Genomic DNA, 20956 nt, shown 5'->3' on the forward strand with positions numbered 1-20956 from the left:
GGCCGGTGCTTGTTGACGATTACCCACGGGCTGGTGGGGTCCGTGAGTGAATGCTGCGGCCCCGGTGCCGCGGCCGAAGGGGGGCGTGTCGCGGCCGACGGAGGGACAGTAGACGGAGGGACAGCCGACGACGTCGCGGGCGTCGGAGTCGCCGACGGGGTGCTTGCCGGCGAGTCCGACGGCGCGGCAACGGCGGTCGGCGTCGCACTGCCCCCGCCCGTGCCTGGGCCCGGAGAGGACCCCGGCGTGCCTGACGGCGTGGCGGACTGGTCCGGGGTGCAGGCGGACAGCGCCGCGAGCCCGGTGCCCGCCAGCAGGAGGCGGCTGAAGGCCCGGCGGCTCGGCGAATCCGGGCCGGCCGGCTGCCGCCCCAACGCCCGGTCCGCGTCGTCGTAGCACATCTGTGCTAGACCTTCCTCAGCAGCATCCGGCGGATGGAGTGGTCGGCGTCCTTGGTCAGGACCAGTTGGGCGCGGCCCCGGGTCGGGAGGACGTTTTCCTCGAGGTTGGGCTCGTTGATGCGCTTCCAGATCTCGCGCGCGGTCTCTTCGGCCTCGGCATCGGAGAGGGTTGCGTAGCGGTGGAAGTACGATTCCGGCTGGGCAAAGGCCGTGGTCCGCAGTTTGCGGAACCGGTCCACGTACCACTCCTCGATGTACGAGGTTTTCGCGTCGACGTAGATCGAAAAGTCGAAGAAGTCACTCAGGGCCAGGCCCTGCCGGCCATCCTGCCGCGGCCGGGCCGGCGCCAGAACGTTCAGTCCCTCGACAATCAGCACGTCCGGCCGCCGGACCACCACTTCCTTGCCGGGGACGATGTCGTAAGTGACGTGGGAATACCACGGTGCACGGACTTCCTCGGCGCCGCCTTTGATCTCGCTCACGAAACGCAGCAGGGCGCGGCGGTCGTACGACTCCGGAAAACCCTTGCGCTCGAGCAGTTGCCGGCGCTTGAGCTCGGCGAGCGGGTATAGGAATCCATCCGTAGTGATGAGCTCCACGTTGGGGGTGCCCGGCCAGCGGCGGAGCATTTCCCGCAGGACGCGGGCGATGGTGGACTTGCCCACGGCCACCGAACCGGCCACGCCGATCACGAACGGCGTGCGCTGGGTGGTTTCGCCCAGGAACGTTGTGGTGGCCGAGTGGAGTTGACCCGCGGCTTCCACATAAAGGTGCAGGAGCCGGGACAGCGGCAGATAGACCTCGCGCACTTCCTTGATGTCGAGGGGGTCCCCGAGGCCGCGGAGGCGGAACACATCCTCTTCATTGAGGGGCTGCTCCATCTGGGCAGCGAGCCGGGACCAGGTCTGCCGGTCCAGCTCCACGAACGGCGAGACACCTTCCCCGTTCGCTTCATTGCGTTGCAAAGTCACCCTAGAGATTCTGCCCTCCACAGCGCCGAGAGCGAAATGGACGGGCCGGTGAGAGCCGGGGCAGGCCCGCCGCAGCCCCACGCCGGGGCGTTCACGCGCCGCTGTCCCACGTCCTCCCTCCCGGAAACCCGCTAGGCTTATGACCATGTGTGGAATCGTTGGATATGTGGGCCACTCAGATGGCCGGGTAAATGCTGGACACAACGCCTTGGACGTTGTCCTTGAAGGACTGCGGCGCCTGGAGTACCGAGGCTACGACTCCGCGGGTATTGCGGTGGTTGCCGACGGCACCATTTCTTCCCGGAAGAAGTCGGGCAAACTGAGCAACCTCATCACCGAGCTGGACACCCGCCCGCTGCCGGAATCCCTCACGGGAATCGGCCACACGCGCTGGGCCACGCACGGCGGCCCGACGGACCAGAACGCGCACCCGCACCTGTCCGACGGCGGCAAGCTGGCCCTGATCCACAACGGCATCATCGAGAACTTCGCCGAGCTCAAGCTGGAACTCGTGGGCAAGGGCGTCACCTTCGAGTCCGAGACCGACACTGAAGTAGCGGCTGCCCTGCTCGGGGACATCTACCGGAACCAGCTGGGCGGCGACGTCGCCAACGGCGGCCTCACCGTGGCCATGCAGCTTGCCTGCCAGCGGCTCGAAGGAGCGTTCACGCTCCTCGCCGTTCATGCCGACCAGCCTGACGTGGTGGTCGCGGCCCGCCGGAACTCCCCGCTCGTCGTCGGCCTCGGTGACGGCGAGAACTTCCTCGGCTCCGACGTCTCCGGCTTTATCGACTACACCCGGCGGGCCGTGGAACTCGGCCAGGACCAGATCGTCACGATCACGGCTGACTCCGTGGAAATCACGGACTTCTACGGCGCCCCCGCCGAGGGCAAGGAATACAAGGTCGACTGGGACCCTGCCTCCGCGGAGAAGGGCGGCTTCCCGTCCTTCATGGAAAAGGAAATCCACGACCAGCCGGACGCCGTGCTGCAGACCCTGCTGGGCCGCTCCGACATCCACGGCAAGCTGACGCTTGATGAGCTCCGTGTTGATCCGCAGGTGCTCAAGAACGTCGACAAGATCATCGTCCTGGCGTGCGGCACCTCCGCCTATGCCGGCCAGGTCGCGAAATACGCCATTGAGCACTGGTGCCGGATCCCCACCGAGGTCGAACTCTCACACGAATTCCGCTACCGGGATCCGATCGTTGACGAGAACACGCTGATTGTCTCCATCTCCCAGTCCGGCGAGACCATGGACACCCTCATGGCGGTCCGCTACGCCAAGGAACAGGGCGCCAAGACGGTCTCCATCTGCAACACCAACGGGTCCACCATCCCGCGGGAGTCGGACGCCGTGCTCTACACGCACGCCGGACCCGAGATTGCCGTGGCCTCGACCAAGGCGTTCCTGGCCCAGATCACGGCCGCCTACCTGCTGGGCCTTTATTTGGCACAGCTGCGCGGCAACAAGTTCCAGGGCGAGATCAAGGACATCCTGGCCGACCTGGGCAAGATTCCGGCCAAGATCCAGCGCATCCTCGACAACGAGGACCAGATCAAGGAACTCGGCCGGTCCATGGCCGAGGCCAAGTCCGTGCTGTTCCTGGGCCGCCACGTGGGCTTCCCGGTGGCGATGGAAGGTGCGCTGAAGCTCAAGGAGCTCGCGTACATCCACGCCGAGGGCTTCGCCGCCGGCGAGCTCAAGCACGGCCCGATCGCCCTCATCGAGGAAGGCCAGCCCGTCTTCGTGGTGGTCCCGTCCCCGCGCGGCCGCGACTCGCTGCACGCCAAGGTGGTCTCCAACATCCAGGAAGTCCGCGCCCGCGGCGCCCGGACGATCGTGATCGCGGAGGAAGGGGACGAGGCCGTCAAGGCCTACGCCGAGCACGTCTTCTACATCCCGGAAACTCCCACGCTCCTGGCTCCGCTGCTCGCAACGGTTCCGCTGCAGATCTTCGCCCTCGCACTCGCCTCGGCCAAGGGGTATGACGTGGATCAGCCACGCAACCTGGCCAAGAGCGTGACCGTAGAATAACGCCATGATTGTTGGCATAGGCGTAGACGTCGTAGACATTGAGCGGTTCGGGCGCCAGCTCGAGCGCACCCCCGGCCTGCGCGACAGGCTGTTCGTCCCCGCCGAGCGGGAACTGAACACACGCTCCCTCGCCGCGCGGTTTGCGGCCAAGGAGGCTGTGGCCAAGGTGCTGGGGGCGCCGGCCGGCATGAACTGGCAGGACTGCTGGATCGGGCTGGACCAGAACGGTCCCACCCTCCAGGTCAAAGGCACCGTGCTGGCTGTGGCGGAGTCGAAGGGCGTCAAGCGCTGGCACTTGTCCATGAGCCACGACGGCGGGATCGCCACCGCGACAGTTGTCGCCGAAGGCTGAGAGAGCCGTCCAGGCCGAACCGGCCTGAGCGCCAGGCATTCCCCAGCGACCGCGAATGGACTGCAACCATGATCAGCGCCTACACCGGAACCCAGGTACGAGAAGCCGAGAAGCCATTTCTCGACGACACCTTGGGCTCCGGTGCGGGCGCTGTTCTCATGCAGCGGGCCGCCTATGGCCTCGCCAACACCATCATCGGCGTCCTGCGCGGGCGCGGGCAGCGGCTGTACGGCTCCAGTGTGGCCGTGCTGGCGGGCAAGGGCAATAACGGCGGAGACGGGTTATTCGCCGCCGCGCTGCTGGCCCGCCGCGGCATCCGGACGACGGCGGTGCTCACCGCCGGCGCGGCCCACGACGCCGGGCTGGCGGCCTTCCACAAAGCTGGCGGGCGTGCCGTGGCCCTTACAGGGGACAACGTGGCCGAACTCGCCGCGATGGCCGGCGGCGCCGACGTCGTAATCGACGCAATCCTCGGGACCGGAGCCCGGGGCGGGCTGCGGGGCCCGGCCGCCGAGCTGGTCGCGGCACTCGAGCGCACCCGCGCGGGCTCCCGTTCCCCCTTGGTGGTGGCCTGCGACATCCCCAGCGGTGTCGACGCGGACACGGGGGAGGCACACGCGCCGGTGCTGGCCGCTGACATGACGGTGACGTTTGGTGCCACTAAGGCAGGCCTGCTGGCTGACCCCGGCGCCGACTTCGCGGGCCGCGTGCAGCTCATTCCGATCGGAATCGAAGGAGCGCTGCCCTGGCCGGCCCTGCGTCGGCTTGAGGCGGGGGACCTTTCCGTCCTCCTGCCACGCCCCGAGCGGCGGGCGCACAAATACTCCAGGGGAGTGCTCGGCGTGGTCGCAGGCTCCGACGCCTATCCCGGCGCCGCGGTGCTGGCCTGCAAGGGCGCCCTGGCCGCCGGCGTTGGCATGGTCCGTTACCTTGGGCCGCCGGACGTTGCCGACCTGGTCCGCCATGCCTGCCCCGAGGTGGTGTGCGGCGACGGCGCCGTGGCCGATACGCACGTTCAGGCCTGGCTCGTTGGTTCCGGACTGGATGACTCTGATGAGCAGCAGTTGCAGCGCGCCCGCGACGCCGCAGACTCGGGGCTGCCGACGATCGCCGACGCCGGCGCATTGCCCGCCCTCCCTGACGTGCTGGCCCCGCAAGTGATCCTGACACCCCACGCCGGCGAACTGTCAGCGTTGCTTCAACGCCTCGGGGCTGGATTGGACCGCTCCGAGGTAGAGGCATCCACGCTCAGCGCCGTGCGGCAGGCTGCGGGTCTGACCGAAGCCACCGTGCTGCTGAAGGGCGCCACGACCCTCGTGGCCTCCCCGTACCAGGACTTCTTCAGCCAGGCCGAAGGCACGCCCTGGATCGCCACGGCAGGCAGCGGTGACGTCCTGGCAGGAGTGATCGGTGCACTGCTGGCCCAGTTGGGTTCCGACGTCGGGCGCTTCGGAACCCATGGCATCGATCCCGACGCCCGATGGGCGGCGATCGCGGCGATGGCGGCCAGCGTCCATGGCCGCGCCGGAGTCCGGGCTTCCCGCGGCGGGCCGGTGACAGCAACGGGCATCGCCCATGCTGTTCCGGAGGTGATGCGGGACCTGTAATAAACGGACGCCCTCAGAGCGCCTGAACAAATGCTAACCCTACTTACCAGTAGTCTGTCTAGAGAATAATTCGTCACGCACGAGGAGTACATATGGAAGTCTGGCCCGGAACGGCTTACCCACTGGGAGCCACTTTTGACGGCACTGGAACCAACTTTGCCCTGTTCAGCGAGCGCGCCGAGCGGGTGGAACTGTGCCTCCTGGCTGACGACCTGACCGAAACCCGGATCGAACTGACCGAGGTGGACGGCTACGTCTGGCACTGCTACCTGCCGCAAGTCCAGCCCGGACAGAAGTACGGCTACCGCGTCCACGGAGAGTACGAGCCGGACAACGGCAACCGGTTCAACGCCAACAAGCTGCTGATGGACCCGTATGCCAAGGCCATCCAAGGCCAGATCGACTGGGACCCGGCGCTCTTTTCCTATAACTTCGGGGATCCCACGTCCCGCAATGACACGGACTCGGCCCCGCACACCATGCACGGCGTGGTCATCAACCCGTTCTTTGACTGGGACGGCGACCGGCAACTGCGCATCCCGTACCACGAGTCCGTCATCTATGAAGCCCACGTCAAGGGCCTGACCGAGCTGCACCCGGAGGTCCCGGAGGAGCAGCGAGGCACCTACGCGGGCGTAGCGCATCCCGCCGTCGTGGAGCACCTCAAGAAGCTCGGCGTGACCGCGGTGGAACTGATGCCCGTGCACCAGTTCGTCAACGACGGCACCCTCGTGGAGAAGGGCCTCAACAACTACTGGGGCTACAACACCATCGGCTTCTTCGCCCCGCAGAACACCTACAGCTCCTCCGGCGACGTGGGACACCAGGTCCAGGAATTCAAGGCCATGGTCCGGGACCTGCACAAGGCCGGCATGGAAGTGATCCTGGACGTGGTCTACAACCACACGGCCGAGGGTAACCACCTGGGCCCCACCCTGTCCTTCAAGGGCATCGACAACGCCGCCTACTACCGGCTGGTGGACGATGACCTGAAGCATTACATGGACTACACCGGCACCGGCAACTCACTGAACGTCCGGCACCCGCACTCGCTCCAGCTGCTCATGGATTCCCTGCGCTACTGGGTCACGGAAATGCACGTGGACGGGTTCCGCTTCGACCTCGCCTCCACCCTGGCCCGGGAGTTTTACGACGTCGACAAGCTCTCCACCTTCTTCGAACTGATCCAGCAAGATCCGATCGTCTCCCAGGTCAAGCTGATTGCCGAGCCGTGGGACGTGGGCCCCGGCGGCTACCAGGTGGGCAACTTCCCGCCGCAGTGGACCGAGTGGAATGGCAAATACCGCGACACCGTCCGCGACTTCTGGCGCGGCGAACCGTCCACGCTCGGCGAATTCGCCTCGCGCCTGACCGGTTCGGCCGACCTCTACGAGAGCTCTGCCCGGCGGCCGGTGGCGTCCATCAACTTCGTCACCGCCCACGACGGCTTCACCTTGCGCGACCTCGTGTCCTACAACGAGAAGCACAACGACGCCAACGGTGAGGGCAACAACGACGGCGAATCGCACAACCGCTCCTGGAACTGCGGCGCGGAAGGCGAAACCGAGGACGACGCCGTGCTGACGCTGCGCGCCCGCCAGCAGCGGAACTTCATTGCGACCCTGCTGCTCTCGCAGGGCGTTCCCATGCTCCTGCACGGCGACGAACTGGGCCGCACCCAGCAGGGCAACAACAACACGTACTGCCAGGACTCCGAACTCAGCTGGGTGCACTGGGATGCCATGGACCAGCCGCTCGTGGAGTTCACCGCCGTGGTCAACAAGATCCGCCGCGACCACCCCACCTTCCGGCGCAGCCGCTTCTTCGACGGCCGCCCGGTACGCCGCGGCGAGGGCGAGAAGCTGCCGGATATCGTCTGGCTCAATACCGACGGCAAGGAAATGCTGCCGGAGGACTGGGACAGCGGGTTCGGCCGGACCATCGGTGTGTACTACAACGGACACGGCATCCAGGAACAGGATTCGCGCGGACGCCGTATCACCGACGACAGTTTCCTGCTGGCGTTCAACGCCCACGATGACAACGTCGACTTCATGCTCCCGGCAGAGGAATACACACCGTTCTGGGACCTCCTCGTGGACACAGCCGACACGGCGGACACCGGCGAGCCGCTCAAGGCCGGGAGCGTCCTGACGCTGGCGGCGAAGTCCCTCGTGGTGCTGCGCGCCTACTCGGGCCCGGAGGTGGAGGTGGACTACTCCGCCGCTGCATCCCTGGCCGCCCGGTCCGAGGCCCCCGAGGCTGCCGCGGCGCCGGCTGAGCAAGTTGCCGAGGTCACCGAGGTTCCTGCCGCTACCGCCGCTCCTGCCGACGAAGCTCCTTCGGCTCCTGCCGAGGAAGCTCCCGCCGCTCCTGCCGAGGAGGCTCCTGCGGCTCCCGCCGAGGAAGCTCCTGCGGAGGCAGCAGAGGAGGCTCCCGCTGAGCCTGCCGCTCCCGCAGAGGAAGCGCCGGCGAAGCGCGCCCCGGGCAAACGCGCCTCCACCAAGGCCGCCAAGAAGCCGCGGTCCAAGAAGGGCCCGGCCTCATGAGGACGCCGGTCTCGACGTACCGGCTGCAGATCCGTCCCGGCTTTACACTGCAGGACGCCGCGCAGACCGTGCCGTACCTGAAGTCGCTGGGCGTGGACTGGATCTATCTTTCGCCGATCCTCACGGCGGAGCGGGGTTCGGACCACGGTTACGACGTCACCGATCCCTCTGCCATTGATCCGGACCGCGGCGGCGCTGAAGGCCTGCTGGCGGCGTCGACGGCCGCGCGGGAAGCCGGCATGGGCGTGCTGGTCGATATCGTGCCCAACCATGTCGGCGTCGCCACGCCGGCCCAGAACCCGTGGTGGTGGTCCCTCCTGAAGGAGGGGCAGCAGTCCCGCTACGCGCAGGCGTTCGACGTCGACTGGGACTTTGGCGGCGGCCGCGTGCGGATCCCCGTGCTGGGCGCGGACTCGGACGTTGACGCGCTCGAAATCCGTGACGGGGAACTGCGCTACTACGACCACCGCTTTCCGCTGGCTGAGGGCAGTTACACAGAGGGCGACGACCCCCGCGCGGTCCACGACCGGCAGCACTACGAGCTGATCGGCTGGCGCCGGGCGGACACGGACCTGAACTACCGGCGGTTCTTTGCCGTCAACAGCCTGGCCGGGATCCGGGTGGAGCTTCCCGAGGTCTTCGATGAAGCCCACGCGGAGGTTATGCGGTGGTTCCGGGAAGGGCTCGTGGACGGGCTGCGGATCGACCACCCGGACGGCCTCGCCGATCCGGAGGGATACCTGCGCCGGCTGCGCGACGTCACCGGCGGCAGTTACCTGCTGATCGAGAAGATCCTGGAACCGGGCGAGAGCCTGCCGGCCGGCTTCGAGTGCGAGGGCACCACCGGCTACGACGCCCTCGCGGACGTGGACCGGGTATTCATCGACGCCGCCGGCCAGGGCCCGCTGGACGCGCTCGACGCCGAACTGCGCGGCGGTGCTGCCGACTACGACGACATGATCCGCGGCACCAAGCGACGGATCACGGACGGAATCCTGCACTCGGAAATACTCCGGCTGGCACGGCTGGTCCCGGCCGCGGCAGGGCTGGCCCAGGAGGCCGCGGCGGACGCGCTGTCCGAGATCATTGCCGCGTTCCCGGTCTACCGCAGCTACCTTCCGGAGGGGGCAGACGTCCTCAAGGAAGCCTGCGAACTCGCGGTCCGCCGCCGCCCGGAACTCGAAGGCGCCGTCGGCGTGCTCCTGCCGCTCCTGCTCGACAAGGACGCCGAACTGGGCATCCGCTTCCAGCAGACCTCCGGGATGGTCATGGCCAAGGGCGTGGAAGACACCGCGTTCTTCCGTTACACCCGGCTGGGCACCCTGACGGAAGTCGGCGCCGACCCCACCGAGTTTGCGGTGGCGCCGGAGGAATTCCACACCCGAATGGCCCGCCGGCAGGCGGGGCAGCCGTTGTCCATGACGACCCTCAGCACCCACGACACCAAACGCAGCGAGGACACCCGCGCCCGCATTTCGGTCCTCGCGGAGCTCGCGCCGGAATGGCAGGCCTCCCTGCAGCGGCTGCAGAAGCTGGCTCCTCTGCCGGACGGGCCGCTGGCCAACCTGCTGTGGCAGGCCATCGCCGGCGCCTGGCCCGCGGACCGCGACCGGCTGCAGTCCTACGCGCAAAAAGCCGCCCGGGAAGCCGGGAACTCGACCAACTGGATCGATCCGGACAAGGCTTTCGAGGCGAAACTGTCAGCCGCCGTCGACGCCGCCTTCGACACCCCGGAGGTGACGGCGGAGCTGGAGTCCCTCGTGGCCCTGCTGGAGCCGTACGGGGCCGCCAACTCCCTCGGCGCCAAGCTCGTGCAGCTCACCATGCCCGGGGTGCCGGACGTGTACCAGGGCACCGAGTTCTGGGACCGCTCGCTGACCGATCCGGACAACCGGCGGCCGTTCGACTTCGGCGCCCGCCGGCGCGCCCTCGCCGCGCTCGACGCCGGTGAGCGTCCGGCGTCGTTCCTGGACGAGGCGGCGAAACTCCTCGTCACCTCGCGGGCCCTGCGCCTGCGCCGGGACCGGCCGGAGCTGTTCACCGGGTACACCCCGGTCACGGCCGCGGGCACCGCCGCCGCGCACCTGCTTGCCTTTGACCGCGGAACACCCTCAGCCCCGGGCGCGCTGACGCTCGCCACCCGGCTGCCCCGCGGCCTGGAGCAGCACGGCGGATGGCAGGACACGACCATCGAGCTCGCCGCGGCCATGGCTGATGAACTGACCGGTTCCACGCACGGTCCGGGCACCGTAGCCGTGCGGGAGATCCTGCGGGACTACCCGGTGGCCCTCCTGGTGCCCACCGCCTAAGCAGAACCTGTAGTACGAAGGAGTACCGACATTTGGGGAACGGAAGAATGCCATGACTTTGCCTGCACACGGAAGCGAACGATTCGATCTCTGGGCACCCGAAGCGCAGGCGGTCACGCTCCTCGCTGACGGCCGGAAGTATGACATGGCCCGCCATGGCGGGGAGGCCCGCGGCTGGTGGACCGCCTCCGGGGCGCCCGCCGCCGGGGAAGTGGACTACGGCTATCTGGTGGACGGGGACGAGACCCCGCTGCCGGACCCGCGGTCCCGCCGCCAGCCCGAAGGCGTCCACGCGCTTTCCCGCACGTTCGACGCCGGAAACCACCAGTGGGGCGACGGCCAGTGGACGGGACGGGAGCTCAAGGGCGCCGTCATCTACGAACTCCACGTGGGCACCTTCACACCGGAGGGAACACTGGACGCCGCGGCGGGGAAGCTGCAGTACCTGGCGGAGCTGGGCATCGACTTCGTGGAGCTGTTGCCGGTCAACGGGTTCAACGGCACGCACAACTGGGGCTACGACGGCGTCCTCTGGTACGCCGTGCACGAGGGCTACGGCGGACCCGCCGCCTACCAACGCTTCGTGGACGCCGCCCACGCCGCCGGCCTCGGCGTCATCCAGGACGTGGTCTACAACCACCTCGGACCCAGCGGCAACTACCTTCCACGGTTCGGGCCCTACCTGAAGTCGGGGGAGGGCAACACGTGGGGCGACTCGGTCAACCTGGACGGCCCGGAGTCGGACGAGGTGCGCCGCTACATCCTGGACAACGCCGCGATGTGGCTGCGGGACTACCACGTGGACGGGCTGCGGCTGGACGCGGTGCACGCCTTCAAGGATGAGCGCGCCGTGCATCTGCTGGAAGACTTCGGCGCCCTCGCGGACGAAATCTCGGCCGAGACCGGACGCCCGGCTACGATGATCGCGGAATCGGACCTGAACAACCCGCGCCTGCTCTACCCGCGGGATGCCAACGGCTACGGGCTGGCCGGGCAGTGGAGCGATGACTTCCACCACGCCGTCCACGTCAACGTCAGCGGCGAGACCACCGGCTACTATGCTGACTTTGACTCGCTGGGGGCGCTGGCCAAGGTCCTGGAGTGCGGGTTCTTCCACGACGGAAGCTACTCCAGCTTCCGGGCCCGCCACCACGGCCGGCCCATAGACCCGGCCCGGGTCCACCCGGCAGCGCTGGTGGTGTGCAGCCAGAACCACGACCAGATCGGCAACCGGGCCACCGGGGACAGGCTGTCCCAGACCCTGGGCTACGGGCAGCTCGCGCTCGCCGCCGTCGCCACCCTGACCTCGCCGTTCACGCCCATGCTGTTCATGGGCGAGGAATACGGGGCCACCACCCCGTGGCAGTTCTTCACCTCCCACCCGGAGCCCGAGCTGGGTAAGGCGACGGCCGAGGGCCGGATCAGGGAGTTCGAGCGCATGGGTTGGGACCCTGCCGTCGTGCCCGATCCGCAGGATCCGGAGACCTTCACCCGGTCCAAGCTGGACTGGGCCGAGGCCTCCGGAGGGGACCACGCCCGCCTCCTGGAGCTGTACCGGGCGCTGATCGCACTGCGCCGCACCACGCCGGACCTGACGGAACCAGGCTTCGAGGACACCGTCGTCGACGTCAGCGAGGACCAGGGCTGGCTGCTGCTGCGCCGCGGCGGTACCGAGGTGGCGATGAACTTTTCTGCCGAGGCGCGGCGGCTCCCGGTCCGCGGGGCCACTCTCGCGCTGGCCACGGACGACGCCGTCAGGCTGGACTCATCTTCCGGGGCAGGGCAGGCTCCCGGCGCGGACGCGCCCGCCGGAGAGCCGGCTGGCCGGCTCGAGCTCCCCGGTCACAGCGCCGCCATTCTCACCAACTAAGGCAGGATATGACGTATGACATATTTGGCAACTGATACCCGCTACGACTCCATGCCCTACCGCCGTGTGGGGCGCAGCGGCCTGAAACTCCCGGCCATCTCGCTGGGCCTGTGGCATAACTTCGGCGACGACAAGCCGTTCGAGATCCAGCGCGCCATCCTGCGCCGCGCCTTCGATCTGGGCGTCACCCACTTCGACCTCGCCAACAACTACGGCCCGCCCTACGGCAGCGCCGAGACCAACTTTGGCCGTCACTTCAAGGACGACTTCGCCCCGTACCGCGACGAACTGATTATCTCCACCAAAGCCGGCTACGACATGTGGCCCGGGCCCTACGGCAACTTTGGCTCGCGCAAGTACCTGCTGGCCAGCCTGGACCAGTCGCTGGGCCGGATGGGCCTGGACTACGTGGACATCTTCTACAGCCACCGCCCGGACCCCGAGACGCCAATGGAGGAGACCATGGGCGCCCTGGACCAGGCCGTGCGCTCCGGCAAGGCGCTCTACGCCGGCATCTCCTCCTACACGCCGGAACAGACCCTCGAGGCGGCCCGGATCCTGAAGGAACTCGGCACGCCGCTGCTGATCCACCAGCCCAGCTACTCCATGCTCAACCGCTGGACGGAAAACGGCAGCCCCAATCTCTTCGAGGCACTCGAACAGGTGGGCGCCGGGTCGATCGCGTTCTCGCCGCTGGCGCAGGGCATGCTCACCGACCGCTATCTCAAGGGCATCCCGGCCGACTCCCGCGCCGCCCAGGACAAGTCCCTGGACCAAGGCATGATCACCGAGGACAAGCTGGACCGCATACGCGGGCTGAACCGGATCGCCGAAAGCCGCGGGCAGTCCCTCGCGCAGATGGCCATTGCCTGGATCCTGCGCGATCAGGGCAAGGGCTCGTCCGTCACATCCGCACTGGTCGGCGCCTCCAGCGTCCGGCAGCTCGAAGACACCCTGTCTGCGATCAACAACCTGGGGTTCACGGCCGATGAGGTCGACGCGATCGATGAGTTCGCCGTCGAGTCCGACATCAACCTGTGGGCCCAGAAGTAGCCGGTAGGCGTACGTAGCCCGCGCTTAACACACGCGCCGGGGCCGCCGGGAACAACCGCGGCTCCGGCAGTGTTGACTAGACTACTAAGGGCGCCTTACGGCGCCGTGTCCGCCTGCCGCCCGCACATCTCATGCAGTACAAAAGAGTGCGGCCGCGCCGGTCACCCTTGTTCTCAAAAGGAGTTCCGTGTCTTCACATCCGATTCGTGTTGCAATCGTCGGCGTAGGTAACTGCGCCACTTCGCTGGTCCAGGGCGTCCAGTACTACAAGGACGCCGACCCCAAGGCCACGATTCCGGGCCTGATGCACGTGGAGTTTGGCCAGTACCACGTCGGCGACGTCGAGTTCGTTGCCGCGTTCGACGTCGACGGCAAGAAGGTGGGGCAGGACCTGTCCGCCGCCATCCTGGCCAGCGAAAACAACACCATCAAGATCGCCGACGTCCCGCCCACCGGTGTCACCGTCCAGCGCGGCCACACCCTGGACGGCCTCGGCAAGTACTACCTCGAGACCATCGAGCAGTCCCCGGAGGAGCCGGTGGACGTCGTCCAGGCCCTCAAGGACGCCAAGGTTGACGTCATGGTCTGCTACCTGCCGGTCGGCTCCCAGCTGGCCGCCGAGTTCTACGCCCAGTGCGCGATCGATGCCGGCGTGGCGTTCGTCAACGCCCTGCCGGTGTTCCTGGCCGGCACCAAGGAGTGGGCGGACAAGTTCACCGCCGCGGGCGTGCCGATCGTGGGCGATGACATCAAGAGCCAGATCGGTGCCACCATTACGCACCGCGTCATGGCCAAGCTGTTCGAGGACCGCGGCGTCACCCTGGACCGCACGTACCAGCTGAACGTCGGCGGCAACATGGACTTCAAGAACATGCTCGAGCGCGACCGCCTGGAGTCCAAGAAGATCTCCAAGACCCAGGCCGTCACGTCCAACGTCGAGGCTGAGCTCGCGGCCAAGGATGTCCACATCGGCCCGTCGGACTACGTCCAGTGGCTCGATGACCGCAAATGGGCCTTCGTCCGCCTCGAAGGGCGCAACTTCGGCGACGCCCCGGTGTCCCTGGAATACAAGCTCGAAGTCTGGGACTCGCCCAACTCCGCCGGCGTGATCATCGACGCCATCCGCGCCGCCAAGATCGGCCTGGACCGCGGCATCGGCGGCCCGCTGGTCTCGGCGTCGAGCTACTTCATGAAGTCCCCGCCGGAGCAGTTCAACGACGACCTCGCCCGTGAAAAGGTCGAGGCCTTCATCCGCGGCGACCTGGAGCGCTAACCGCCTTCTCCTTCCCCGGTTGCCCTATCACTTACGGCTCCTAAACCTCTGGTTTGGCCGCTGTAAGTGATAGGGCAACCGGCGTTTAACGGGGGCGGAGGGCGGACCGGACTCTTTGGGCCGCGCCGCGGAAGTCATCCGCCAGATCGTCGGCGTTGAATTTGAAATAGCGCCAGCCGGCCGCGTTGAAGGATTCGTCCCGGCGGTTGTCCCGGGACTGCTGCTCGCGGGTCAGGTGGTGGCCGCCGTCGTACTGGATGGCCACCCGCTGCCGGCGGTAGCCGAGATCCGCGGCGGGGGAGTAGGGGTCTGCGGGCACAATCCGGAGCTGCAACTCCGGCTCCGGCAGCCCGGCCGCGGTAAGCGCCAGGCGCAGGAATGTCTCGGGGGCCGAGTCGGCACCGGGCCGGATGAGTTCCGTCGCCGCACGCGCCTTCACGATGCCCTTGAGCTTGGGATGGCGCTTCAACATTGTGTTCAGCGCGGGAAGTGTGGCCCAGGGCTCCGTGCGGTTCTCCAGTTCAGGGCGTGGCTGCCGCACGAGTTGGTCGCCCACCGCCACGAGATCGTCCAGCGGCAGGATGCGGGCAAGGTCCAGCCAAGTCCGGGCGGGTGTCGACATCCGGATGCCGTCCAGGACCATGACCTCGTCGTCGAACGCAAGGACGGTATGCCCAACCACGCCCTCGCGCCGGACCGGCGGCAGCGCCCTGCGCTTGCTCAGATGCAGTTCGCGGCAGCCGCGGTACCAGGACGGGAGCCACAGCCCCAGCAGCACGGCGGCCGTGAGGTGCGAAATCCACGCGCCCGGCGTCGCGGCCGACAGCGCACGGGCCAGGCTGCGGATTTCAAACTCCCAGCCCGCGGGCACATGGATCAGCCGGCCCGCCGAGGTGAGGTCCGAGGAACGGAGCCGGGCGCCGCCCAGGCTCGCGGCCCGCGCCTCATAAACCGTGAAGGGGGCCGTGGAAAAATGGGCCGGCAAGGGTGCTGGTGGGCGCATGCGGACCATTCTTGTCCGAACTCTCGGCCTCCGCTCCGGTTATCCACAGGGCCCTGGTTGCCCTATCACTCTGAGCGGTCAAAGGACCGGAATGGCAACCCAGAGTGATAGCGCAACGGGAGTTAGAAGAGGCCGACCGGGTTGCCGGCGTCGTCCACGTCCATCCGCATTGCTGCCGGAACCTTGGGCAGGCCGGGCATGGTCATGACCGCGCCGGTGAGGGCCACGATAAAGCCTGCGCCGGTCTTGGGGATGAGGTCCCGGACGTGGATGGTGAAGCCCTTGGGGGCGCCGAGCCGGGTGGCGTCGTCGCTGAAGGAGTACTGGGTCTTGGCCATGCACACGGGCATCCCGGACCAGCCGTTCTTCTCGATCTCCGCCAGCCGTTTAATCGCGGGCACCGAGAAGTCCACGCCATCGGCGCCGTAGACCTCCTGCACGATGGTCCGGATCTTGTCCTCGACGGACATGTCCAGCGCGTACAGGTGCCGGAAGCTGTGAGGGGCGTCGATCGCGGCCGCCACTTTCGCCGCGAGCTCGTCTCCGCCGTCGCCGCCACCGCCGCGGCCCCAGACATCGGCCACCGCAGCCTGGACACCCTCCACGGCGCACCACTGAAGCAGCCAGTCCAGCTCCTCGGCGGTGTCGGTGGCGAATTTGTTGATCGCGACCACCGGGATGATGCCGAACTTCTCGACGTTGCGGATGTGGCGCTGGAGATTGGCGACGCCGGCGGCCAGCGCCCCCACGTTGGGCTCCGTGAGCCTGTCTTTCGGCACGCCGCCGTGCATCTTGAGCGCCCGGACGGTGGCGACGAGGACGACGGCGGACGGGGCGACGTCGGCCATCCGCGACTTGATGTCCATGTACTTTTCGGCACCCAGGTCCGCGCCGAAACCGGCCTCGGTGACCACGATATCCGCAAGGGTGCGTGCCGTCTGTGTGGCGATGAGGGAGTTGCAGCCGTGGGCGATGTTGGCGAAGGGCCCGCCGTGCACCAGCGCCGGGGTGCCGGCGATGGTCTGCACGAGGTTGGGCTTGATGGCGTCTTTGAGCAGCATGGTCAGGGCGCCCTGGACACCGAGGTCGGCCACGGTGACGGGCTGCCGGTCGTAGGTGTAGCCGAACGTGATCCGGCCCAGCCGTTCGCGCAGATCGTTCAGGTCCGTGGCGAGGCAGAACACCGCCATGATCTCCGAGGCCACAGTGATGTCGAAGCCGTCCTGCCGCGGCGTGCCCTGGGCCGGCCCGCCCAGGCCGATCACGACCTCCCGCAGGGACCGGTCGTTCATGTCCAGGACCCGCTTGAACGTCATCCGGCGCGGATCGATGTTGAGCTCGTTGCCCTGGAAGATGTGGTTGTCCACGAGGGCCATGAGGGCGTTGTTCGCCGAGGTGATGGCGTGGAAGTCGCCGGTGAAGTGCAGGTTGATCTGGTCCATCGGCAGCACCTGGGAGTAGCCGCCGCCGGTGGCGCCGCCCTTCATGCCCAGGATGGGGCCCAGCGAGGGTTCCCGCAGCGCGATCATCACGCTGTGCCCGGCGCGGGCCAGGGAGTCCGCGAGCCCCACCGTGGTGGTGGACTTGCCCTCGCCCGCGGGGGTGGGCGACATCGCGGAGACCAGCACCACCTTGCCGGGGGCCCGCGTGGGGGCGCCCGCCGGAACGGTCAGCTTCGCCGGATCGATTTTGGCCTTGTAGGGTCCGTAGAGTTCCAGCGCGTCCGGGGTAATGCCGGCGGCCGCCGCAATCTCCCCGATCGGCTTCATGACTGCCCGCTGGGCAATCTCCAGGTCGCTCGGTACGTTGTTCCCGGCAGTGGTGGTCTCAGACATCGTTGTCCTTCGGCTCGTGGCGTCGGCGGGTTGGTCCCGGTCCGGTGTTGCCGGGCGGGGTTGGACAGTGGCTGGGCAGCGCCGGTTCAGGGTGTGTGGCCCATCGGGATGGTCAGGCTTCCAAAATATTGGCTCACTGCGGTGTGATAGCTCTCCAGCGTGATCGCGGCGGTGCGCTGCCAGCCGAAATCCTGGGCGTGGATCGCCGCGGCGCGTCCCATGTCGGTGCGGGTTTGGGTGTCGTCGAAGAGCTCTTCGAGCGCGTCTGCCCAGTCGCTGGCCTTGTGGCCCTCGATCAGCATCCCGGTCCGGCCGTCCTGGACGGCGCGGGAGAGGCCGCCCACTTTCGTGGCGAGGACGGGCGTCCCGCAGGCCTGCGCCTCCAGGGCCACCAGGCCGAAGGACTCGCTGTAGGACGGCATCACCACGACGTCGGCCGACCGGTACCAGCCAGCCAGCTCCGGGGCGTTTACCGGCGGGTGGTGGGTGGCGACGTCGTCCATTCCGGCGGCGCTGATCAGCGTCTTGAGGTTGAAGTCCTTGGCGCCGCTAACCGCCCCCAGGATGGTCAGCTGCAGGTCGATGTCCGGGCGCCGGGACCGCAGGAGCGCGGCGGCCTTGATCAGGATCTGCGGGCCCTTGAGCCGCTGGATCCGGCCGGCGAACAGCAGATGAAACTTGCCGGGAGCGATGCCGTGCTGCGCCCGGGCGCGGTTTCTGAAGGCCGGTGTGAAGACCGCCAGATCCACGCCCGGCGGCGCGACGTCGATGCGGTCAATGTCGGCGTTGTAGTGCGAGACCAGCTCGGCCGCTTCGGTGCCGGTATTGGCGATCAGCCGGGTGGCGCCGTCGACAATCCGGTGCTCGCCGTCCTCGCGCCGCCGCGGTTCGGGCTGCTCGCCGGACTCGAGGAGCTGGTTCTTGACCTTGGCCATCGTGTGCATGGTGTGGACGAGGGGCAGCCGCCACAGCTCCGCGAGCTCCAGCCCGGCCACCCCGGACACCCAGTAGTGGGAATGGATGATGTCATACCGGCCGTGCGGCTGGAGATGGCGGATCCGGTCGATCTCGGCGACCATGCTGTGCAGCAGCCCCGGGAGCTCCTCCTTGGGCAGCTTCCGTGGCGGTCCGGCGAGGACGTTGTGCACGCACACGCCCGGGGACGGGTGTTCGACGGCGGGCTGCGTGGCCGAGGTGGACCGGGTGAAGATCTCGACTTCCACGCCGGTCTCGGCCAGGGCCGCGGCCAGCGCCCGGACGTACACGTTCATCCCGCCGGCGTCGCCGGAGCCGGGCTGCTCCATGGGCGAGGTGTGCAGGGAAAGGAAAGCGACGCGGCGGATCAGCGACACGGTTCCCCTTCCTCTGCTCAATTTTCTTCTGCAAAATGCGTTTCGATAAAACATTACTCCTGAAGTGCCGGCCGGTTCACGGGCACGTTCCCGGGCCGCGGCACGGGTCCGATTGCGCATCTCGGCGCAGGTCCGTTCCCAGACCGGGACGTACTGCTAACGTGGCCGCTGTGAGCGCAACGACAGAACCTGATACTGCAGCCGGCTGGACAATCCGGGAGGCCCGCCCGGAGGACTGGCCCGGCATCTGGGCGATCCTGGAACCGGTCATCCGGGCCGGCGAGACCTTTACGTGGGACCGGGACACCGCCGAGGACGAGGCCCGCGGGCGCTGGTTCAAGCAGGCGCCGGGCCAGACGTTCGTCGCCGTCGCAAATGGCCCCGTTGATAGTGCCGGTGACCGTGCTGACGGTGCCGGTGACCCGGCTGCCGGTGCCGTCCTTGGCACCGGGGAGCTGCACCCCAACCAGGGCGGCGGCGGCAGCCACGTGGCCAACGCGGGCTACATGGTCCATCCCGCCCAGGCGGGCCGCGGACTGGCCCGGGCGCTCTGCGCTTATTCGCTCGAGGCCGCGCGCGACGCCGGCTTCCGGGCCATGCAGTTCAACGCCGTGGTGGCGAGCAACGTCCGGGCCGTTGCCGCCTGGAAATCGATGGGCTTCGAGGTGCTCGCGACCATTCCCGAGGCGTTCAACCACCCGGAACTGGGCTACGTGGGCCTGCACGTGATGTACCGAAAGCTGTAGGCGTTCTGGCCAGCTGCCGGGGCGGGTCGTTACGGCGAGGCCGCTACTGGGAGCCGTAACTGGCCGCGGTCCACTGCTGGGGGTCGTTACTACCCGCCGTGCCAGAGACGGACCAGGTCCGGGATCGCGGCTTCATAGCGGGCCAGCAGTTTGCCGGCAAGGACCTCCGAATCCACGAGCGGATGCCTGGCGAACGCGGCCAGGGCTGCCTCCCGCCGGCCGGTTGTCGCCGCCTCCACGACGAGCCGTTCGACGTCCTTGACGCGCCGCATCAGCTCCAGTTGTGCCGGTCCCGGACGGTCCTGCGGGACCGGCACAGCGCCGTCGGGCGTCACCCTGCACGGAACTTCGACGACGGCGTCGGCCGGCAGTCCCGGCACCGCCGGCACCGCCTGCGCTGCTGAGCGGGCGGCGCCCGCTTCCGGTTCTGTGGACCCCGCGGGCCCTGTGGACTCCGCGGCGTCGACCGTGTTGCGGGTGTTGAGGATCAGGTCAGCGGCGCCGCCTCCGGCGAGGGCGCGCATGGCCGCCAGGGCCACCCGCTCGTAGCCGCCGCCGGCGAGGTCGGTCTCGTCACGGCGTTCGCCCGAGGTGCGGGCTTCGGCGAGGTAGCCTTCCTCGCGTGAGAGGCGGGCGGCGTCCCAAAGCGCAAAAGCCTCCGGCCCGGCGGCGGCCAGCTGGGGATAGAGCTCGGCCTGTTGCCGGGCGATCGATTCGCCCCGGGTCTGTTCAGCTGCGCGCATGCCGGACACCGCTCGGGCGGTGTCGTAATAGTAGAAGAGGTATTCGTTCGGCAGGCCGCCAAGGCCGGCCAGCAACCCGGGCGGGAACAGCCGGCCCTCCTCGAACCCCGACAGCGCCGCGGGGTTGGCGAGCAGTTCCGGGAGGGCGTCCCGGCCTGCGGACTCCAGCCGGTACAGCCAGCCGAGGTGGTTCAGGCCGTAGTAGCCCACGCCGTCGAGCGTGCCCTCCGGCAGCGCGACGCCGGCAGCCCGCGCCGCGCGGTGCACCAGGCCGCTGGCGGAGTCGCAAATCCCGATCACCCTGGGCCCGAGCACCGGGACCAGGGCCTCGGTGACCATGCCGGCGGGGTTGGTGAAGTTGAGCAGCCACGCCGCGGGGCAGCGGCTCCGCATTTCCTCCGCGAGCCGCAGCATCGGCGGAATGGACCGCAGCGCGTAGGAGATGCCGCCGGCGCCGGTGGTTTCCTGGCCCAGGAGTCCTAGGTCCAAGGCGATCCGCTCGTCGGCGGTCCGGCCGGCCGTACCGCCGGGCCGGATGGCGGCGAAGACCATGTCGGCGCCGTCGAGGGCCTCGGGGAGCGAGGACACGGCCCGGATCTGCGGGCCGGTACCCGGCGGACCCTGCTGGGCCATTGAGGCCAGGACCGCCTCGATGGCCGCCAGCCGGCCGGCGTCGACGTCGTAAAGCACCAGCTCCCGCACCAGCCCCGCGAAGGGGCCGGATGAGAGCGCCCGGTATACCAGGGGGACCCGGAACCCGCCCCCGCCGGCGATCGTGAGCCGCATGCGCACAGTCTATTCCCCGTTGGTCAGGGCCCCGCTTCCCGCGGTTTCCCTCGACGGCGGTACAGCGT

Annotated in this window: 15 protein-coding genes; 10 read left to right on the forward strand and 5 right to left on the reverse strand. The window is 68.3% G+C overall.

Annotated features, from left to right (window positions below; translation table 11 throughout):
* Nucleotides 1-42 precede the first annotated feature (42 nt).
* The gene (locus ACFRJ8_RS06500; RefSeq protein WP_377985308.1) at nt 43-396 is read left to right on the forward strand and encodes a hypothetical protein; all 354 of its coding nucleotides are present in this window, start codon (nt 43-45) and stop codon (nt 394-396) included.
* Nucleotides 397-406: 10 nt separating this feature from the next.
* On the opposite strand, the gene coaA is transcribed toward ACFRJ8_RS06500, so the two are convergent.
* Nucleotides 407-1372 carry a type I pantothenate kinase gene (gene coaA / locus ACFRJ8_RS06505; protein WP_377985309.1) on the reverse strand — a complete coding sequence of 322 codons (966 nt, stop codon included), beginning with the start codon at nt 1370-1372 and terminating at the stop codon, nt 407-409.
* A 145-nt stretch (nt 1373-1517) separates the two neighbouring features.
* On the opposite strand from coaA, the gene glmS reads away from it, so the two are divergent.
* The 8 genes from glmS to ACFRJ8_RS06545 all read left to right on the forward strand — a co-directional run bounded on the left by glmS (nt 1518) and on the right by ACFRJ8_RS06545 (nt 14423).
* A complete protein-coding gene (gene glmS / locus ACFRJ8_RS06510; RefSeq protein WP_377985310.1) occupies nt 1518-3410 on the forward strand; it encodes a glutamine--fructose-6-phosphate transaminase (isomerizing) in 1893 nt (630 codons plus the stop codon).
* A 4-nt stretch (nt 3411-3414) separates the two neighbouring features.
* Nucleotides 3415-3762: a holo-ACP synthase gene (locus ACFRJ8_RS06515; protein WP_377985311.1), complete on the forward strand. Its 348-nt coding sequence runs from the start codon at nt 3415-3417 to the stop codon at nt 3760-3762.
* Nucleotides 3763-3830: 68 nt separating this feature from the next.
* Nucleotides 3831-5369 carry an NAD(P)H-hydrate epimerase gene (locus tag ACFRJ8_RS06520; RefSeq protein WP_377985312.1) on the forward strand — a complete coding sequence of 513 codons (1539 nt, stop codon included), beginning with the start codon at nt 3831-3833 and terminating at the stop codon, nt 5367-5369.
* Between the two features lie 92 nt (nt 5370-5461).
* Nucleotides 5462-7918 (forward strand): glycogen debranching protein GlgX, encoded by a 2457-nt coding sequence (gene glgX, locus ACFRJ8_RS06525; protein ID WP_377985313.1) that lies wholly within the window; start codon nt 5462-5464, stop codon nt 7916-7918.
* The gene (treY, locus tag ACFRJ8_RS06530) at nt 7915-10227 is read left to right on the forward strand and encodes a malto-oligosyltrehalose synthase (RefSeq protein WP_377985314.1); all 2313 of its coding nucleotides are present in this window, start codon (nt 7915-7917) and stop codon (nt 10225-10227) included. Before glgX ends, treY begins: the two co-directional genes overlap by 4 nt.
* Before the next feature lie 52 nt (nt 10228-10279).
* Complete coding sequence (gene treZ / locus ACFRJ8_RS06535; RefSeq protein ID WP_377985315.1) at nt 10280-12097, forward strand: malto-oligosyltrehalose trehalohydrolase; 1818 nt, start codon at nt 10280-10282, stop codon at nt 12095-12097.
* A 15-nt stretch (nt 12098-12112) separates the two neighbouring features.
* A complete protein-coding gene (mgrA, locus tag ACFRJ8_RS06540; protein ID WP_377985316.1) occupies nt 12113-13150 on the forward strand; it encodes an L-glyceraldehyde 3-phosphate reductase in 1038 nt (345 codons plus the stop codon).
* Between the two features lie 187 nt (nt 13151-13337).
* Nucleotides 13338-14423, forward strand: a complete 1086-nt coding sequence (locus ACFRJ8_RS06545; protein WP_377985317.1) for an inositol-3-phosphate synthase — start codon at nt 13338-13340, stop codon at nt 14421-14423.
* A gap of 85 nt (nt 14424-14508) precedes the next feature.
* Here the strand turns inward: ACFRJ8_RS06545 and ACFRJ8_RS06550 are convergent, their stop codons facing one another.
* The 3 genes from ACFRJ8_RS06550 to mshA all read right to left on the reverse strand — a co-directional run bounded on the left by ACFRJ8_RS06550 (nt 14509) and on the right by mshA (nt 18613).
* Complete coding sequence (locus ACFRJ8_RS06550; protein WP_377985318.1) at nt 14509-15426, reverse strand: DUF559 domain-containing protein; 918 nt, start codon at nt 15424-15426, stop codon at nt 14509-14511.
* A gap of 122 nt (nt 15427-15548) precedes the next feature.
* Nucleotides 15549-17261 (reverse strand): formate--tetrahydrofolate ligase, encoded by a 1713-nt coding sequence (locus ACFRJ8_RS06555; RefSeq protein WP_377985319.1) that lies wholly within the window; start codon nt 17259-17261, stop codon nt 15549-15551.
* Nucleotides 17262-17347: 86 nt separating this feature from the next.
* Entirely contained in the window at nt 17348-18613 is a 1266-nt protein-coding gene (mshA, locus tag ACFRJ8_RS06560) for a D-inositol-3-phosphate glycosyltransferase (protein WP_377985320.1), read from the reverse strand.
* Between the two features lie 170 nt (nt 18614-18783).
* Between mshA and ACFRJ8_RS06565 the strand changes: the two genes are divergently transcribed.
* Nucleotides 18784-19359, forward strand: coding sequence for a GNAT family N-acetyltransferase (locus tag ACFRJ8_RS06565; protein ID WP_377985321.1), 576 nt, complete (start codon nt 18784-18786; stop codon nt 19357-19359).
* Between the two features lie 89 nt (nt 19360-19448).
* Here ACFRJ8_RS06565 and ACFRJ8_RS06570 read toward each other — a convergent pair whose 3' ends face one another.
* On the reverse strand, nt 19449-20888 hold the full coding sequence (locus ACFRJ8_RS06570) for a 6-phospho-beta-glucosidase (protein WP_377985322.1): 1440 nt from the start codon (nt 20886-20888) through the stop codon (nt 19449-19451).
* Nucleotides 20889-20956 lie beyond the last annotated feature (68 nt).

The organism is Arthrobacter sp. NPDC056886 (assembly GCF_042788715.1).
Lineage (GTDB): Bacteria > Actinomycetota > Actinomycetes > Actinomycetales > Micrococcaceae > Arthrobacter.